This is a genomic window from Micromonospora sp. DSM 45708, assembly GCF_039566955.1.
Classification (GTDB): Bacteria; Actinomycetota; Actinomycetes; order Mycobacteriales; family Micromonosporaceae; genus Micromonospora.
In genome coordinates this window covers 3,699,332-3,714,967 of sequence record NZ_CP154796.1, presented here as the reverse complement: position 1 = coordinate 3,714,967, position 15,636 = coordinate 3,699,332, and the positions used below count along the sequence as shown (strand labels likewise).

15 protein-coding genes are annotated in these 15,636 nt (G+C 74.3%); 9 read left to right on the top strand and 6 right to left on the bottom strand.

What is annotated here, in order from left to right; genetic code table 11:
- Window positions 1-675 precede the first annotated feature (675 nt).
- Window positions 676-2,175, top strand: coding sequence for a SulP family inorganic anion transporter (locus VKK44_RS15885; protein WP_343441870.1), 1,500 nt, complete (start codon window positions 676-678; stop codon window positions 2,173-2,175).
- Between the two features lie 72 nt (window positions 2,176-2,247).
- Window positions 2,248-3,123: a hypothetical protein gene (locus VKK44_RS15880; protein WP_343441869.1), complete on the top strand. Its 876-nt coding sequence runs from the start codon at window positions 2,248-2,250 to the stop codon at window positions 3,121-3,123.
- A 187-nt stretch (window positions 3,124-3,310) separates the two neighbouring features.
- On the opposite strand, the gene VKK44_RS15875 is transcribed toward VKK44_RS15880, so the two are convergent.
- Together VKK44_RS15875 and VKK44_RS15870 are read right to left on the bottom strand one after the other, a co-directional pair.
- Complete coding sequence (locus VKK44_RS15875; protein WP_343441868.1) at window positions 3,311-3,754, bottom strand: OsmC family protein; 444 nt, start codon at window positions 3,752-3,754, stop codon at window positions 3,311-3,313.
- A gap of 188 nt (window positions 3,755-3,942) precedes the next feature.
- Entirely contained in the window at window positions 3,943-5,235 is a 1,293-nt protein-coding gene (locus VKK44_RS15870; protein ID WP_343441867.1) for a GAF domain-containing protein, read from the bottom strand.
- Between the two features lie 493 nt (window positions 5,236-5,728).
- Here VKK44_RS15870 and VKK44_RS15865 point away from each other — a divergent pair, with 493 nt between their 5' ends.
- On the top strand, window positions 5,729-6,151 hold the full coding sequence (locus VKK44_RS15865; protein WP_343441866.1) for a cold-shock protein: 423 nt from the start codon (window positions 5,729-5,731) through the stop codon (window positions 6,149-6,151).
- Between the two features lie 15 nt (window positions 6,152-6,166).
- Here VKK44_RS15865 and VKK44_RS15860 read toward each other — a convergent pair whose 3' ends face one another.
- The 3 genes from VKK44_RS15860 to VKK44_RS15850 all read right to left on the bottom strand — a co-directional run bounded on the left by VKK44_RS15860 (window position 6,167) and on the right by VKK44_RS15850 (window position 8,048).
- A complete protein-coding gene (locus tag VKK44_RS15860; RefSeq protein ID WP_343441865.1) occupies window positions 6,167-7,210 on the bottom strand; it encodes a polyprenyl synthetase family protein in 1,044 nt (347 codons plus the stop codon).
- 7 nt (window positions 7,211-7,217) lie between these two features.
- Window positions 7,218-7,634, bottom strand: a complete 417-nt coding sequence (locus VKK44_RS15855; protein ID WP_343441864.1) for a hypothetical protein — start codon at window positions 7,632-7,634, stop codon at window positions 7,218-7,220.
- 99 nt (window positions 7,635-7,733) lie between these two features.
- Window positions 7,734-8,048 (bottom strand): TraR/DksA family transcriptional regulator, encoded by a 315-nt coding sequence (locus tag VKK44_RS15850; RefSeq protein ID WP_343441862.1) that lies wholly within the window; start codon window positions 8,046-8,048, stop codon window positions 7,734-7,736.
- Between the two features lie 650 nt (window positions 8,049-8,698).
- On the opposite strand from VKK44_RS15850, the gene VKK44_RS15845 reads away from it, so the two are divergent.
- Complete coding sequence (locus VKK44_RS15845) at window positions 8,699-8,929, top strand: potassium transporter TrkA (protein ID WP_343441861.1); 231 nt, start codon at window positions 8,699-8,701, stop codon at window positions 8,927-8,929.
- Window positions 8,930-8,932: 3 nt separating this feature from the next.
- Here the strand turns inward: VKK44_RS15845 and VKK44_RS15840 are convergent, their stop codons facing one another.
- Entirely contained in the window at window positions 8,933-10,159 is a 1,227-nt protein-coding gene (locus tag VKK44_RS15840; protein WP_343441860.1) for a PucR family transcriptional regulator, read from the bottom strand.
- 256 nt (window positions 10,160-10,415) lie between these two features.
- Here VKK44_RS15840 and VKK44_RS15835 point away from each other — a divergent pair, with 256 nt between their 5' ends.
- From VKK44_RS15835 to VKK44_RS15815, 5 genes are all read left to right on the top strand, one after another.
- Window positions 10,416-11,366: a hypothetical protein gene (locus VKK44_RS15835; RefSeq protein WP_343441859.1), complete on the top strand. Its 951-nt coding sequence runs from the start codon at window positions 10,416-10,418 to the stop codon at window positions 11,364-11,366.
- Between the two features lie 82 nt (window positions 11,367-11,448).
- Window positions 11,449-13,002: a phenylacetate--CoA ligase family protein gene (locus tag VKK44_RS15830; protein ID WP_343441858.1), complete on the top strand. Its 1,554-nt coding sequence runs from the start codon at window positions 11,449-11,451 to the stop codon at window positions 13,000-13,002.
- Window positions 13,003-13,004: 2 nt separating this feature from the next.
- Window positions 13,005-13,445, top strand: a complete 441-nt coding sequence (locus VKK44_RS15825; protein ID WP_107155405.1) for a DUF4188 domain-containing protein — start codon at window positions 13,005-13,007, stop codon at window positions 13,443-13,445.
- Window positions 13,442-14,524, top strand: a complete 1,083-nt coding sequence (locus tag VKK44_RS15820; RefSeq protein ID WP_343441857.1) for a GNAT family N-acetyltransferase — start codon at window positions 13,442-13,444, stop codon at window positions 14,522-14,524. The genes VKK44_RS15825 and VKK44_RS15820 overlap by 4 nt, the downstream gene beginning before the upstream one ends.
- 1 nt (window position 14,525) lies before the next feature.
- Window positions 14,526-15,557: a nitroreductase family protein gene (locus tag VKK44_RS15815; RefSeq protein ID WP_343441856.1), complete on the top strand. Its 1,032-nt coding sequence runs from the start codon at window positions 14,526-14,528 to the stop codon at window positions 15,555-15,557.
- Window positions 15,558-15,636 lie beyond the last annotated feature (79 nt).

Sequence of the window (15,636 nt, the reverse complement as noted above, 5' to 3'; positions counted from 1 at the left end):
CGGCGCGTGTCGATCGTCGTGGACGGCAGGACCGGGGCTTCTTCGCCGACCGGGGTTCGCGAGCGCGAACCGGTCGGACCGGTGACCGGGGGAAGCCCGGCGGGCATCGCCCGGCGACGACCGCGCGCACACGGGGCCGACGGACCAGCGCGAACCGCGCGTTCCCGTCGTGTCCGGTCGCGTCATTCGACCGAGTCCCAATGGTGATCCGAGCGTCTGCGCCCTGTGCGAATAATATTTATCTCGATATATTGGCGAGAGCTGTCGGCGGGCCGTCGCCAAAAGACCGGAATCGGATTCCTGGCGTGCCCGTTCGTGGCCGGCGCCGATAAGGCGTCGCCCGGTCGACCGCCCCGGTCGCCGTGGGTCGACGCGGTCGCGGTCACGTCGGCAGCACCCGCCCCACCAGCGCTGACGCGACGACGGGAGGAGAGCGAGCCGCATGGGAAAAGGTTCGCCGACCCGGGCCGGTGTGTCGCGTGCCCCGCCGCGGCGGAAACGAGGCCCGCTCTTTTTCCGGCGCCGGTCACGCCGCCCCGAGGCGTATTCGCCATTGGCGGAATGCTGTCCCCCGGACCGGTCGAATGGCGCTCCCCACCCGCCGGTCACGCCGATTCAGCCGTCCTGCTTCCCGGGGACAACCAGTTGCCCGTCCACTCTTTCCGGATGTGAACGATGTCGTCTCCGACCCTGCCTTGGCGCGCCGTGGGCGCCGACCTGTCCGCCTCCGTCGTCGTCTTCCTCGTCGCGCTCCCGCTCTGCGTGGGCATCGCCGTCGCCTCCGGCGTACCGGCCGAACTGGGCCTGGTCACCGGCATCGTCGGCGGTCTCGTCGTCGGATGCATGCCCGGCAGCACCATGCAGGTCAGCGGCCCCGCCGCCGGCCTCACCGTGCTGGTCGCCGACGCCGTGAGCCGGCACGGCCTCGGTGGCCTCGGCACGGTCGTCCTGGTCGCCGGCCTGATCCAGGTCGTCCTGGGGTTCCTCCGACTCGGCCGCTGGTTCCGGGCCATCTCCGTGGCCGTGGTGCACGGCATGCTCGCCGGCATCGGCCTGCTGCTCATCGTCGGCCAGCTCTACGTCCTGTCCGGCCGCGAGGCGCCACGCTCCGGGCTCGGGAAGTTCGCCGGCCTGCCCGGGCTGGGGGGCGACATTCTCGGCTCCAGCACGGTGCGGACGTCACTCGCCGTCGGCGTGGTCACCCTCCTGGTCATGCTCTCGTGGGACCGGCTGCCGGACCGGCTGAGAAAGGTGCCCGCGGCGCTGGTCGCGGTCATCGCCGCCGCCGCGACGGCCGGCGGCCTCCACCTGCCGGTGGCGACGATCAGGGTGGAGGGCCTGCTCTCGGTCGTGCAGCCCTCGATCGGACACTGGACCATGCTGACGGAGCTGAGCGTGCTGGCCAGCGTCGCCACGTTCACCATGATCGCGTCGGCGGAGAGCCTGTTCAGCGCGGCGGCGGTGGACCGGCTGCACGACGGGCCGCGTACCGACTTCGACAAGGAACTGGTGGCACAGGGCACCGGCAACGCGATCTGCGGGATGCTCGGCGCGCTGCCGATGACGGCGGTCATCGTGCGCAGCTCCGCCAATGTCCGGGCCGGCGCGCGAACCAAAGCCTCCCGCGTCCTGCACGGGGTGTGGCTGCTCCTGTTCGCCGCCGCGGCGCCCGGCCTGATCGAGCTCATCCCGCTGCCCGCCCTGGCCGCCGTGCTCATCCACGCCGGGACGAAGCTGCTGCCGCTGCGGTCGATGCCGGAGCTGTGGCGGGGGCACCGGGGGGAGGTGCTGGTGCTGGTGGTGACCGCCCTGACCATCCTCCTGACCGACCTGTTCGTCGGCGTGCTCGTCGGCCTCGGCCTGGCCATCGTCAAGACCGCCTGGGAGACCTCCCACGTACGTGTCGGCGTGGACGACGGGGGCACCGGCCCGATCGACGTCACGATCACCGGCAACGCCACCTTCCTGCGACTGCCCACGCTCCTCACCGCGCTCAACGCCCTGCCGACCAGCCGGCCCGTACACCTGGACCTGGGCGGTCTGCGGCACGTGGACCTCGCCTGCCGGACGGCGTTGAACACCTGGATCGAGACGCACAACCGCGGCGCGGGCGTCCTGGTGCGGGTCGCCGGCGCGGACGGGACGCCGGACGGCCCGCCCGACGGCCGCGACTGACCGGTAGCGGCATCGCCGAAGCGCTGGTCAGGGCTCGCGGAGCGGAAACCGGGCCGTGACATGATGGCGCGCATGGGCGAGCAGCGGGACACGGGCGGACACCACGGCGACACCACCGGGGCGGGTGTCGATGCGCGACTCGCCCTCGCCCAGGACCCCTCGACGTCACACCTGACGCTGATCGACCTGGCGTCCGACCCGTCGCCGATGGTCCGGAAGGCGGTCGCGACCCGCACCGACGCGCCGGCGCAGGCGCTGCGACCGCTGACCCGGGACCACGACCGGCAGGTCCGGGAGGCCGTGGCGCGGAACCGTTCGACCTCGGTGGGCAACCTCCTGCGACTGGTGAAGGACGCCGACCGCTGGGTCCGCTGGGCGGTCGCCGGCAACCCGGCCTGCGACGGGTCGGTCCGCCGGGCGATGGCGGAGGCCGCCGACAAGGAGCTGCGCGGCCTCCTCGCGGAGCGCCCCGACCTGGAACCCGAGCTGGCCGCGCGGCTGGTCGACGACGCCTCCCCGGAGGTACGGGAACGACTCGCCACCCACGCCCACGACCCGGACACGATCACGGCCCTGATGGCCGACCGCACCGCACGCGTCCGCAAGGGGCTCGCCCGTAACCCGCGGACCACCGCCGCCCAGCGCAGCGCGCTCGCCCAGGACCCGGTGGCGGACGTCCGCGCCGCGCTGGTGCTCGCGGTCGAGCTGGACGAGACGGATCTGCGCCGCCTGCTCGGCGACCGCTCGGTGCAGGTCCGGATGGCGATGGCGAGGTCGGAGATGGTCCCGGCGGACATCCGTCGGGCGCTCGGCCGCGATCCCGACGAGATGGTGGCCGGCGTCGCGCGGGACTTCCGCCCCGGGTCGAGCACCGCACCGGTGGTACGGGCCACCGGTCGGCGTGCCTCCGCAGCCGGCCCGGGTCGACCGGGCGGCGCCCGGCGCTGACGACCGGACCGGTACGTCATCCACGGCGGCCGACGGCCTCGGCCGGCGGGTTCGCGTCGCGTACCGGGGTCGCCAGCGGCGGGGCCGTCGCCGGCATCCCGGACAGCGGCGCCGCGACCCGATGATCAACGCGGCGGGCGGGGCGGGCGGCGGAACGCGATGACGACCGGGACCGGTGGTCGGCTCGTCAGTCCTCGCCGGTGCCGGCGACGTCGACGATCGTGACGGGAGTGCCGAGCTGGACGGTGCGGGAGACGGTGCAGAGCCGGTCGTGCGACTGACGCAGCGACCGGGGGAGCGCCTCCCGCGCCCGGTCGCCGTCCGGTCCCTCCGGGAAGGCCACGGTGAACTCCACCCGGAGGTTGCGCATCCGGTTGCCGCCGGCCTCGTCGCGGATCTTGTCGCCGGTGACCCGCACGGTGAAGTGCTCCGGCTCGGCGCGGCGGCTGGTGATGTGGTCGACGTCGGCGGCGGTGCACCCGCCGATGGCGGCCAGCAGCAGTTCCACCGGCGTGAACGTGTCGTCCTGGCCCATGCCCATCGAGATCGACCCGCCGCGGGCGTTCCGCACGGTGTACTCGCCCAGGGTGGTGCGCTCGATCTCCACCGAGCGGAAGGTGTCCTCACTCATGCCAGCGAACCTACCCGGCGGCGATGCGGTCAGCGGACGAACCTCGCCCGCCGGCAGCGGCCTGCCCTCCGTCCGGGGCCGCCCCGGCCCAGCGGGAGTGCTCCGCCGACCGCGCGTACGGGATGGGCTGCTCCCTTGTGGTCGTCCGGGTCATCAGCTCGCGACGGGCCGGTAGGTGGGACCGCGGGTCACCGGTTGAGGTAGGCGGCCAGGCCGCCGAGTTCCTCACTGGCGATGAAGACCGAGCGCACGTTCAGGATGGCCTCCTCCACGTGGCGGGGGCAGCCCCACGCGGAGTCGCCCCACGAGTCGGCGAGCTTGATCTCGGCCGCCGCCGTGCACCCGCCGGTGCCGCCGAGCTGACACTGCTCGGGGTGCGGCGTGGCGGCCAGCGTGGCGGCTGCGGCACGCACCCGGGCGGTGAGTTCCGCCGCGGCGGCGGCGCGCTGCTCGGCCTCGGCGCGCAGCTCCCGCTCCGCCCGCACCACCCGGGCCAGCTCGTCGTGGGCGGCTCTGGCGCGTGCGTCGGCGGCGGCCTTGGCCTGCTCGATGTGGTGTCGTTCGATGGCCAGCGCCGCGGTGCCGGTGAAGACCCGGGCCAGCGCGAGGTCGGCGTCCTGGGGGACGCGCGGGGTGCGGTGGTAGACGGCGAAGGTGCCCAGCAGGCTGCCGTCGCGACCGAGGATCGGCGTCGACCAGCACGCCCCCAGCCCGGCCCGCTCCGCCAGGGGGCGGAAGTCGGTCCAGAACGGGTCGGTGGCGATGTCGGCGACGACGACCGGCTGCCGCCGGTGCGCGGCGGTGCCGCAGGAGCCGACTCCTTCACCGGTGGCGATGCCGTCGATGGCCTGGTTGTAGAAGTCGGGCAGGCTCGGTGCCGCGCCGTGGCGCAGGTGCCGGCCGTCGGGATCGGCGAGCAGGACGGAGACCAGCAGCTCCTCCGGTGCGAGCTGCTCGATGCAGCGGGCCATCCCGTCGAGGACCTCGGTCAGCGGTGCCTGGCGCGCGATCTGCTCGACCAGGGCCCGGTGCTCGGCCATCAGCCGTTGCGCGTGCTTCACCTGGGTGGTCTCCAGGCCGATCACCCGGATGCCGACCACCGCACCGCCGGCGTCCCGCCGCGGCTCGTAGGTGAAGTCGAAGAACGCCTCCCGCGCCTGCGGTCCGGTGCCCAGCACGACCCGGACGTCGCGACCGGTGTAGGGCTCGCCCGTGCGGTAGACCTGGTCCAGCAGCGTGATGAAGCCCTGGCCGGCCAACTCGGGCATCAGCTCCCCGATCGCCACCCCGGTGCTCGCCCGTTCCTCGCCGATGGCGGTGAAGAATGCCTGGTTCGCGCTCTTCACCACGTGGGTCGGCCCGGCGAGCGACGCGAAGACCGCGGTGGACTGTCCGAACAGCGACCGCATGTCCTCCTCCCCGCCCGGCCCGACGACCGCGGCGTCCGCAGCACCGGGCTGTTGGCCCTCCACCGCCGTCATGGTGGTCTGCCTCTCTGCCGAGTCGTGGTCACCGGTCCGGGAATCCGGAGTTCCGCCTCGTGGCCCTCGCCGATGTCGCGGCGCCCCGTTTCCGGGTCGTCGGTGACGTGGCGAGCGGACCGGTCGAGACGCCGATCATGCCGGCGAGCGTAACGGATGTCCGAATCCGTCGGCCGGGCGCGGCAGCCGGATGCCGGGCGCGCTGGACGCCCTGCGCCACCGTGAACAGGCGGGCAACCCGACCCCGAGGAGGCGGCCGTGGACGTCCCGTTCCGACCGCCCGAGCCATGGGCCGCCGCGCCCGTCCGGGGGCCGTCCCGTCGGATGGCCTGTCGCGGCGCGGAACACCGCCGGCCGGCGACGACGGACCGGGTCGGCCGGGAGCGGCGCCCGGCGTGGTGCGTGGCGTGGACGCGACACGGGCCATCGGCCTGATCGTCGCTTCGCTATCCTGACCCGGGTTGGTTGGTTCAGTCGGTGGGGGTTGGTGGGCATGGAAAAGGGCACAATCGTCCGGTTCGACGACGTTCGGGGTTACGGGTTCATCGCGCCGGTGCGTGGCGGCGACGACGTCTTCGTGCACGCGAACGACTTCGGCGACCAGCGGCATTCCGTGGCGGTCGGCATGAAGGTGAGCTATGAGGTCGTGCAGTCCGAGCGGGGCCTCAAGGTCGCGCGCGTGACCCTGGACCCGCCGCCGGTGTCGCTGCAGGAGGCGAGTTCCGCCGTGCCGGCCGGCGCCGGTTCGGCGCCGGTGGAGGACGACGAGTTCGACGTCCTGACGGTCGGCCAGTTCGACGCCTCGCTCACCGAGCTGCTGCTGGCGAACGTGCCCACCATGACCGGTGCGCAGATCGTCCAGGCCCGGCGGGCGCTGGTCGCGATGGCGCGTCAGCACGGCTGGGTCGAGGACTGACGACCGGGCGCCCCGCTAGCGGTTGCGCTCCACGACGTACGCGGTCAGGTCGAGCAGGAAACGACCGTCCTCGGTGTCGGCCGCGGCGCCCAGCGCCCGTTCTCCTTCGCGCCGGGCCGCCGCGGCCAGCTCCCGGGCGCTGCGCCGCGCGGACTCCACGCAGTCGTACGCGAGCAGCCGCCCGTGCAGCCAGCGCACCTCCGACGCGGTGCGTCCGGCCCGGGTCCGGCTCAGGAAGCGGAGCGCCCGTTCGCGTTCGTCCGGCGTGCACCGTCGCAGGAAGTCGATGAGGATGAGCGTCCGCTTGCCCTCCCACAGGTCGCCGGCGATCTCCTTGCCGTACCGGGCGTAGTCGCCGGTGAGGTTGAGCGCGTCGTCCTGGATCTGGAACGCGGCCCCCAGATACCAGCCGTAGCGGTCCAGCACGTCGACGGCGTTCTCCCGGCCGGTGGCGACCAGGATGCCGGTGCGGCACGGGTAGATGCAGGTGTACCAGGACGTCTTCTTCAGGCACATCCGGTAGTAGTCGTCGGCGTCCAGGTCGCACACGTTGTCGCGGATCCAGCCGACCTCGATCGCCTGCCCCTCCAGCGAGTGGCGCAGCATGAGCTCGGTCTCGGTGAACAGCCGCCAGGCGATCCCCGAGCCGAGCGCCGCCCGGTTCGCGGCGAGCCGCCGCAACGCCAACAGGTTCGTCATGTTGCCGACGTTGAGCGCCACGCCGACCCCGTACTCGGCGTGCAGGGTCTGCCCGCCGCGTCGCTGCTCGCTGGCGTCCTGGATGTCGTCGTGGATGAGGAACGCGTTGTGGAACAGCTCCACGGTCACCGCGGCGTTGAGCCCCACCGGCTCGGCGCCGCCGAACGCCCGGCACGTCGCGAGGCACAGCGCCGCGCGCAGCCCCTTGCCCCACCGCCGGGGGTACTCCGCGACCAGGTCGTAGAGGTATCGCGGCCCACCCGCGGGCAGGTCGTCGAGCAGCGCGTCGAGGGCGAGCCCGCGGTAGCGCGCCAGCATGCGGTCCACGTGCCCGCCGGCCACCCCGGTGGTCGGCGTCACCGCGCCGCTACCGGTTCGTCCGGGTCGGGCCGGTCGGGCCCGGCGACGACAGCCGGTCCGCGAGCCCGTTGGCCACGTCGGGCGCCAGCCGGGCGAGATTGAGTACGGTGTCCAGCGCGTCGTGCGCGTCCGAGGTGTAGCGGCGGATCACCTCGCCGCGCTGGTCGTCGGCCATCTTCAGTTGCCCGACCACGGTGTCGATCAGCGCGTGGCCGTCGGTGCGGACGCGCGCCACCAGTTCGTCGAACGCCTCCGGGTCCACCCGGCGGCTCTCGCTCAACTTCTCCTCGAGCCGCCGGGCGCCGGCCAGTCCCGCCGCGAGTTCCTCCTCCAGCACCGTGGCCGCGTGGGTCACGGTCTCCGAGGTCTCCTCGGCCACCTTCTCGAAGCGCTCGTTCGGGCGCTCACGCTCGCTGTCCGTCATGGCCGAAGTGTCACCGGACCACTGATGACACGCCAGGGGACTGTCGCCATGGTGACTCAGCGTGGTCGGCCGGGCGTGCCGTTCGTGCGGTGAGTCGGGTCAGCGGGGCCGCTGACACGGTACGCAGAAGCGGGCCGCGGGCCGGATCTCCAGGCGGGCCGTCGGGATGTCCTGACCGCAGCGCTCACAGACGCCGTACCTGCCCTCGGCCATCCGCGTCAGCGCCCGGGCGGTGTCCGCGGCGCCCTGCTCGGCGGCCTCGATGAGCCGGTGCAGGGTGTCCGGGTCGTGGCCGCCGTGCTCGGGCTGGCGGTGCTGCCCGGTCAGCTCCCCGAGCTGGGCGGTGTACTCCGCGGACTGCCGTTCCAGTAGTTCGCGCAGCGTCCGGGTGCGGTCGTCGAGGGTGTGCGTCATGGCCGGATGGTCCTTTCGCCGAAGAGATGACTGCCTGGCCGCCCACGCGTCGGAGCGGGTGCGGCGGGCCGGGGGTCGGGGGGTCGCGCTCGGCGACGTCGGGCGGCGTCGCCTCAGCGGCGGCGGGGCCCGCCCGGGGCGGGCCGGACGCGACCGTCGCCGGCCGGACCGGTGATCCCGGCCGGGGCGGGCCGGCGCGGCGGCGCGACACCGGCGACCACTGGCGGCGGAGCCGTCGACGTGCCGCTCATGATCACGCCTCCTCGCTGCTCGGCCACCGGGTCGGACCTCCATCGTCGTCGGCGCGGCGGGGGACGGCACTGCCAGCGGCCGGCCAACAAGTGGGTGCCTGATTGCCGGTGGCCGGAGAGGAGCGGGTGTTCCGGGCCGCCGCGTCCGGCGCCGATCGCGCTGCTCCACACCGCTTTCCCCGGCCCGGGGTGGCGATCGGAGCGGCGCCCGGGGCGGCGACCGGCGGACGCTACGGTTGACGCATGGGCATCGACCAGCGCCGCCACGGCAACTGTGTTCCCGCCTGGTCGGCCGACCGGGCGCCGCCCGCCACCACGGTCCACGTCCGCCCGTTCACCGCGTCGCCGTAGCGTCCGCCCGCTCCCGGGCGGCCCGGCCGCCGTCCCTGGAGAGTCCTCGTGATCATCGAACGCACCGTCCTGCCCGGCATCGGGGTACGACACGTCATCACCACCGAACAGGGCCGTCGGATCGGCGTCGTCGTGCATCGGCGCGGTGGTCGGCGGGACGTGGTGCACGACGACCCGACCGATCCCGACGGCACTGTCAACCTGACCCTCACCCGGGAGGAGGCGTCGGCCCTGGCGAACCTGCTCGGGTTCCCGGAGCTGGCGCTCGTCCCGGCCTGACGGCTACGCGGGCAGCGGCCGGCGCGGCCAGTCCAGTGCCCGCGCCCCGAGCACGGCGGCGTGCAGGGTGAACCGGTCCCGGGGGTCGGCGGGGTCGTAGCCGCTCAACGCGCGTACCCGGCCCAGCCGGTAGGTCACGGTGCGCACGGAGACGTGCAGGCGGCCGGCCGCCTCGGTGGCGACCTCACCGCAGGCGAAGTATTCGGTCAGCGTGTCCAGCAGCGGACCGGCGCCGCCCCGGGCCTGGCCGAGCGGGGTGAGCACGGCCCGCACGAGGTCCACCATCGCCGGCTGGTCCCGCAGCAGGACGCGGTAGATGAGCAGGTCGTGGGCGTCGATCACCGGTGTCTCGGCGCGTAGCCGCCGGGCCGTGGTCAACGCCTCCCGAGCCTCCTCGTAGGAGCGGGCGATGCCGTAGAGCCCCGGATGCGGCCGGCCCACGGCCACCTGCCACGGACGGCCCCGCACCAGCCGGTCCAGCTCGCCGTGCATCAGCCGGCCCAGCTCCCCGGCCGGCTCGCCGCCGACGGGCCCCCGGCCGGGCGACACCGCGTCGGCCGGCGCGATCACGACCAGCAGGCCCTCCTTCGTGGCCACCAGCACGTCCCGATCGCCCAGCCGGTCGAAGATGACACGTTCGAGCGTGCTGATCGCCGCCCCGGTGTCCGGCAGCCGCCGGCCCGGCGCGGCGAGCGCGACCTGGTGCACCCGGGCGAGGTCCAGCCCGAACGGCTCGGCCCGCTCCACCAGGCCGCCGAGGTCGGAGTCGCCCCGCAGCAGGTCGTCGACGAGTTCCCGGCGCAGCGACTCCTCCCGGCGGACCAGGTCCCGGCGGGCCGCCGCGTAGCCCTCGGCCAGGGTGGCGACGGCGGCGTCCACCACGTGCAGGACCGCCTCCGCGGTGGCGCGCACCGTCTCGCTGTCGGTGGACCGGTCCAGGTGCGGAAGCTGCTGCCAGAGCCGGCGCGCCGCGGACAGGTAGAGCTGCACCACCCGGCCGGCCGACACGCCCTGCTCGGCGGCGCGCCGGCCGAGGGCGCCCACCGCGTCGAGTTCGCCGCGGCGCGGCCGGCGGCCGGTGACCGCCGCGTCCCGCAGGAGCGGCAGATAGTCGCCGAGCAGCTCCACCGGTACGCCGGCGGCGTCGGCGCTCGCCTCGCGGGCCACGCTCGTCAGCCACCTGTCGTCGCCGGTCCCGGCCGGTCCCGGCCGGCGGCCACCCTCGGTCATCGTGATCTCCCCGTGCGGGCCGGCCGTCGGCCCGGTTCCCCCAAGGTTAGGCCCGGACCTGCCCCGCGTCGGACCAGGTCCGGCCGGTCCGGCTCGACGGTATGGCGGGCTGACTCCGGCGGACGCAATCCGGACGAGATACGACTCTCCACCGCGACGCCGCGCAGCAGGGAAGTGCTCGTCGCGTCCGTCTGCCAAACCGGTGGTCGGATCGAGCCGGGTCGGCGACCATGGTCGGCATGGTGGGGGATCGGGCATGAGGCTGCCGCTCCAGGGCGGACTGCCGCCGGTGGCGGCACCGTCCGGCGCGGTCGTGGAGATCGCCTGCGACGAGTCGGGGTTCTCCGGCACCAACCTGCTCGATCCCGCCACGCCGGTGATCGCGCACGCGAGCGTCGACGTCACCGTGGCGGAGGCGGCCGAGCTGCTCGCGACACTGCGCTCCGGCTTCCGGTTCGCACCGCACGAGTTCAAGTCCCGGCAGTTCCTGCGCCGACCCGAGGCGGCCGAGGCGTTGGCGTGGTTCCTGGCAGCACTGCGCGGGCGGGCGCGCGTCCACCTGGTCGACAAGCAACTCTTCCTGGTCACCCGCATCGTCGACCTGCTGCTGGGCCAGCCGTCCTATCTGGCCGGCACCCGCCTGGCCGGGCAGCGCCGGACCGATGCCCACGTGCTGCACCGGGCCGTACGGACCACCGGCCCCGACGGGGACGCCTTCCTGGCGGCGTTCGTCGACATGTTGCGGACCAAGCGGCGGGACCGGGCGGGCGACGGCAGCGTGGACCGCTTCTTCGCGGCCCGGGACGCGCTGCTGCGGCACGCGCCGACCGACGCCGTACTCACCGCGCTGGACCGGAGCCGGGTGGCTGCCGTCCAGGCCCGCCTTTACGCCGAGGACCGGTCGATCCCGCCGCCGTTGGAGCCGCTGCTGCCGGCGTTGGCCGAGACCGTGCTGTTCTGGAGCGCGGGGCAGCGGCGGGTGCTGGTGACCCACGACGAGCAGAGCGCGCTCACCGCCGACCGGCTTCGCCGCCTCCAGCGGGCGCTGGCCGAGCGCGCCGGACTGCCGGCGGGGGAGTCGCCGCTGGCCGGTCTGGTGATGACCGACTCCCGGGACGATCCGCGCGTGCAGGTCGCGGACCTGCTCGCCGGCGTGGCGCGGCGGATGCCGGGCGCGGTCGACGACGGCGCGCTGCGGACGCCGTAGGGGCCGCTGGGTACGCGTACTCAGCACGAATCCCGTTCGGTGGCTCAGGTGTCGGCGCGTCGGCGTCGGCAGGATCCTTGTCATGGCCGAGACACTGCACCGACCCGTCGCCCTGCGTACCGTCGGGACGCCCTTGCTGGGGGAGGCCGCCGGCCGGGCGGTGGCCGCGATGGTCCGGCTGGTCGGCCGGCACCCGGCCGGGTGGCGGTGGCTGGCCCGGCGGCACCACCCGGCGCTCGACCGGCTGGCCGAGGCGAACGCGCGGGCGGCCTGCGTGCGGGCCTCCCGCCGGGTGCCGGCCTACCGCGAGTTCCTGCGGGCCCGTCCGGCGGGCGCCCGTCGGCGGCTGCGGGACTTCCCGGAGACCGACAAGCTCGGGTACGTGGTGGGCCACGACGCCGCCGCCCGGTGCCGGCGGGGGCGGCTGCCGGAGCGGGGCGTGGTGGTCGACGAGTCGGCCGGGTCGTCGGGGCGGCCGTTCAACTGGCCGCGCGGCGAGCGGGAGCTGCGGGCGGTGCACCGGGACATCGCCGGCTACACCGGGCTGGTGTTCCCGATGCGCCGGCCGTTCGTGATCAACGCGTACTCGATGGGCGCCTGGGCGACCGGGACCACGACCGGCGCGGCGATGGCCCGGATCGCGGTGGTGAAGAACACCGGACCGGACCTCGGCAAGATCGTCGACACCTTGCGCGAGTTCGGCCCGGAGCACGACTACCTGGTCACCGCGTACCCGCCGTTCCTCAAGCACCTGCGGGACCGGCTGGACGCCGAGGACTTCCCCTGGTCGCGGTACCGGATCTTCGGTAGCTGCGGCGGGGAGGGGATGACGGAGGCGCTGCGGGACTACCTGGAGCAGCGGTTCGTGCGGGTGCGTTCGGCGTACGGGGCGTCGGACCTGACCATCGGCATCGGCGCGGAGACCCGGTTCACGGTGTGGCTGCGGCGGCGGCTGCGGACCGACCCGGGGCTGCGCGCGGAGCTGCTCGGCGACGGCGAGCAGCGGCTGCCGATGGTGTTCCAGTACAACCCGTTCGCGACCTACCTGGAGACCAACGAGCGGCGGGAGCTGGTCTGCACGGTGGCCGGGCCGGACGTGCTCCAGCCCCGGCTGCGCTACAACGTCGGCGACGAGGCGCTGCTGGTGCCGTACCGGCGGATCGCCGAACTGGCCGCGGCCGACCCGGTGCGCGCGGCCGAGTTCCGCGCCGCGACGGCCGAGGAGCGGATGACGCTGCCGGTGCTGCTGCTGTTCGGCCGGCGCGACTCCACGATCTCCTACCTGGGCGCGAACCTCTACCCGCAGGACGTCGAGTACGGCCTCTACACCGGCAACCCGCACGCCGCCGCGATCAGCCGGTTCTGCCTGGCGCTGGTCGAGGACGCGACGCTGGAGACCCGGCCGGTGATCCACGTCGAGCTGCGCGGCCCGCTGGCCGCCGCCGACCGCGCGGCGCTCGCCACCGCCTGCCGCGACGGGGTACGCCGGCACCTCGGCTCGGTGTCGCGCGATTTCGCGCAGTCCCTGTTGGAGGACCCGTCCGCCGGTGACCTGCGGGTGGAGCTGCACGAACCGGGAACCGGCCCGTTCGCCGGCCCGCAGAAGATCAAGAACGCCTACCTGGTGGTGAGGTGACCATGCGTACCCGAGACTTCTCCCGCGCCCCGGCGCAGGCCCGCGCCGGCGCGATGTTCATCGGCGGCACCCGCTACGCGAGCCCGCTGGTGCTGCTGCGGCTGGCCCCCGACTGGTTCCGGATGGTTCGCGACATGCGCCGGATGTCCGGCTACTGCTGGCACACCGTCTACTGGCAGTTCCCGCTGACGCTCGGCACGATCGCGTTCTTCACCGACCGGGACGCGATGCTGCGCTTCGCGCGTACCCGGCACCACCGCAAACTGATGGCCTGGCTGACCGACGGCGGGCGCAACGCGACCGCCGGGTTCATCCGGCTCTACACGGCTTCGCCGGACGGCTACTCCAACGGCGCGTGGCGGGCCGAGGACGGCGCGATGGGCCACATCGACACGTTCACCCCGCTGGGCGCGGAGACCACCGGGCCGGCGGTACGCCGGTGAGCGGCCACCGGTTCGAGCGGGTCACCGGCCGGCGCGGCCTGGCCGAGTTCGTCGCGCTCACCGACCGGCTGTACGCGGACCAGCCACGGTACGTGCCGACGCCCCGGCAGCAGATTCGCCGCTGGTGGGCCGACGGCGTGCCGCTGTACGTGCTGCGCGACGCCGACGGGGCGGTGGTCGGGCGGACCACGCTGCACACCGACGCGGACCTCGACGCGAAGCTGGGCCGCCGGTGCCAGTTGTTCGGGCTCACCGAGTTCACCGCGCCGGCCGCCGGGCCGCTGTTCGACGCGGTCACCGCGCACACCGGCGCCGACCGGGACCTGCTGTTCGGCCCGGTGGCGCTGCTGCCCAACCAGGCCGGCGGCGTGATCACGTCCGGGTTCGACGACCGGGGCTTCGTGGACAGCGCCTGGAACCCGCCGCGCTACCCGGCCGCCTACGAGGCGTACGGGTTCGTCCGCCGGTTCGTCTCCGACACCTGGATCTGCCCGGTGCCGGCCCCGGTCGAGCCGCCGCCGGGGTTGGGTGGCCAGCCGGACGGCGCGCGGCTGGAGCTGCACCGGGGGAACGCGCGGCGCCTCGACGAGCAGCTCGACCTGCTGCGCGGCATGCTGAACGCCTCGTTCGCCCAGCTCGGCTACTACACCCCGATCTCGGCGGCGCAGTTGCGCCGGCAGACCGACGGGCTGGCGTACCTGCTGGACTCCGCGCTGCTGCTGTACCTGACCCGGGACGGGCAGCCGGTGGCGTTCGTGCTCTGCGTACCGGACATCAGCGCGTTCCTGGTCGCGGCGCGTGGCGACCTGGGCCCGGTCAACCAGCTCCGGCTGCTGGCCACCCGCCGCCGGTACCGCCGCGAGGCGGTGCTGATCGTCAAGGGCGTGCTGCCGGAGTTCCAGGGGCGTGGCTACCAGCGGCTGCTCTCCGCGCACCTGCACCACAACCTGCACGCCCGCGGCTACACGACGCTGCGCAGCACCTATGTCGGGCGGGACAACCCGGCATCGGCGGCGCAGTACCGCCGGCTCGGCGGCCGTCCGCTGCACGGCTACACGTTCTACGCGAAGGAGCGTTGACATGGACCTCGCCGCGTTCCGTGCGTTGGAGCCGCTGTGCTGGCGCGCGCCGAGCGCGCACAACACCCAGCCGTGGCGGCTGCGCTACGAGCGCTGGGCGATCACGGTCGGCTGGGACCCGGCCGACGCGCTGCCGGCCGGTGACCCGAGCGGGCGGGACCTGCGGCTGTCGCTCGGCGCGTTCGTGGAAACCTGCCTGATCGTCGCCGCCGACGCGGGACTGCGACTGGACTGGGTCGCCGACCATGACGCGTCGGACCACCGGGTGGGTCGGCTGCGTCCGGCACGGCAGCCGTACCGCACGCCGTTCCGTACCTCGGAGGTGTGGGACCGGCGTACCGACCGGGGCCGGTTCACCGGCGGCCCGGACGCCGACGTGCTCGCCGCCGTCGACGACGTCGCCCGCCGGGCCGGCGGCGCGGTCCGGCTCGTGCCGGCGGCCGGGCGTCTCGGCGCGCTGCTGCGTGCCGCCGACCGGCAGGTGTACGCGGACCCGGCGGTGGTGGCCGAGTTGCGCCGGTGGCTGCGGCTGGACCCGACGCGGCCGGACTACCGGGTCGACGGGCTCAGCGACCGCTGCCTCGGGTTGTCCCGGCCGGCCGCCGCCGGGCTGCGCGCGGCGCTGGCCGCGTACCCGGTGCTGCGCCCGCTGGGGCTGGCCCGGCTGCTCGCCGCCGGCGACGATCCGCTCGCGCGCGGCGGCGCGGTCCTGGCGCTGGTGGCCCCGCCCGAGCTGGACGCGCCCGGGCAGGTCGAGTTCGGCCGGGTGCTGATGCGGGTGTGGTTGACGCTGCACGCCGCCGGCCTGGCGGCGCACCCGTTGAGCCAGCTCGTCGACGTCGCCGCCACCCGCGACACGCTCGGCGCGCTGCTGGACGTGGCCCCGCGGCGGGTCGTGCACGTGACCCGGGTGGGGCGGCCGGTCGCGCCGGCGCCCCGCTCGGCCCGCCGGACCGAGATGGCAACGTTCGCCAAACCTGCTCGTCACTTCTTGACGACCGACGCCTCATCCATGAAAGTCCATATGGGCTGATGTGGTGCGCGGTAAGGGAGCTCCGGCGCGCGCATCGTGACAGGAGGCGTCATGGGGCGCGAGCGATTCGTGTTAGCGC